Origin of the sequence: Bacillus sp. LLTC93, from assembly GCF_002993125.1 — a bacterium.
In the GTDB taxonomy this organism is placed as follows: Bacteria; Bacillota; Bacilli; order Bacillales; family Bacillaceae; genus Bacillus; species Bacillus zhangzhouensis.
In genome coordinates, this window is sequence record NZ_PVME01000018.1 from 1 (window position 1) to 1,507 (window position 1,507).

1 protein-coding gene is annotated in these 1,507 nt (G+C 37.6%); it reads left to right on the top strand.

Features of this window, described 5'->3' with window-relative positions; translation table 11 throughout:
* Window positions 1-72: 72 nt before the first annotated feature.
* The gene (locus tag C6W18_RS19850; protein ID WP_105928640.1) at window positions 73-1,428 is read left to right on the top strand and encodes an IS1182 family transposase; all 1,356 of its coding nucleotides are present in this window, start codon (window positions 73-75) and stop codon (window positions 1,426-1,428) included.
* Window positions 1,429-1,507: the final 79 nt, after the last annotated feature.

Here is a 1,507-nt window from a genome sequence, read left to right on the forward strand (position 1 = left end):
TCAGCTTGTAGACAAAGTCTACAAGCTTTTTTATATAATAAGGGTAATAACACAATTCTGTGGGGGATGAACATGTTATCGAAACGTGAAGAAGAAAGAAGAAATCAATTAGAAGTAGTGGCTTTAGATGAATTAGTGCCTGAAGATCATCTTGTACGAAAAATTGATCAAGCGATCGATTTTGATTTCATTTATGATCTCGTCAAAGATCATTATAGTTCTGATAACGGTAGACCAAGTGTGGATCCCGTTGTCCTCATTAAAATGGTTTTGATTCAATATCTATTTGGCATTCGCTCCATGCGTCACACCATTAAAGAAATCGAAACCAATGTGGCTTATCGTTGGTTTATTGGGTATGGATTTTCGGAGAAAATTCCGCACTTTTCTACCTTCGGTAAGAACTACGTGAGACGCTTCCACGATACAGACTTATTTGAACAAATTTTTTATCGAATCTTAAGAGAAGCGATGAAAAAAGGTCTCGTTGACCCTTCTATCGCCTTCATTGATTCAACCCATGTAAAAGCGAACGCTAATAAGAAAAAGCTTGAAAAGAAAATCGTTCGAGTAGAAACAAGAAGTTATCAAAATCAGCTTCATGAGGAGATCAATATTGATCGTGAAGAACATGGAAAAAAGCCCTTCCCCCTACAGAATAAAGAAAAGGAAAAAGAAATCAAGGTCAGTACAACTGACCCAGAGAGTGGCTACTATGTAAAGGATGAACGTGAAAAGTTATTTGCTTATTCATTTCATACAGCTTGTGATTCAAAAGGATTTATTTTAGGATCACTGGTCACTGGTGGAAATGTTCATGATAGTCGTATGTTAGATTCACTCGTATCAAAAGTGACAAAGAAAGTCGGAAAACCAAATATAGTTGCAGTGGATGCTGGATATAAAACACCTTACATCGCCAAGTTTTTAATGGATCAAGAGATAAGACCTGTCATGCCTTACACTCGTCCGAGAACAAAAGCTGGTTACTTGAAAAAGAATGAATATGTGTATGACGCACATTTTGATTGTTACATTTGCCCAAACGGGCAAATCCTCTCTTATCGTACAACGACTAGAGAAGGCTATAAGCAATATACGTCCGATTCAGAGGTATGTAAGTCCTGCTCATTTCTAGATAGCTGTACACAAAGTCAAAATCATACCAAACAAATTCATCGGCATATTTGGCAGGACTATCTAGATGAAGCAGACCATCTGAGACTGACACAAATGAATAAGGACATCTATGCAAAACGGAAAGAAACAATAGAACGCGTTTTTGCGGATGCAAAAGAAAAGCATGGTATGCGTTGGACGAAACTTCGTGGACTAAAAAAAGTTTCAATGCAAGCGATGCTTACTTTCGCTGCCATGAATCTTAAAAAATTAGCAAACTGGACATGGAAAGAACCATGTCCAGCGTAAGACACCAGATAGATTTTATCGAAATAAGTGAAAACCCCACTTTTACTTGAAGTAAAGGTGGGGTTTGTCTACGGTCTGA

What these genes read in the sequence shown, in the direction of transcription:
- C6W18_RS19850 (WP_105928640.1), top strand. Translation starts at nt 73, where the DNA reads ATGTTATCGAAACGTGAAGAAGAAAGAAGAAATCAATTAGAAGTAGTG.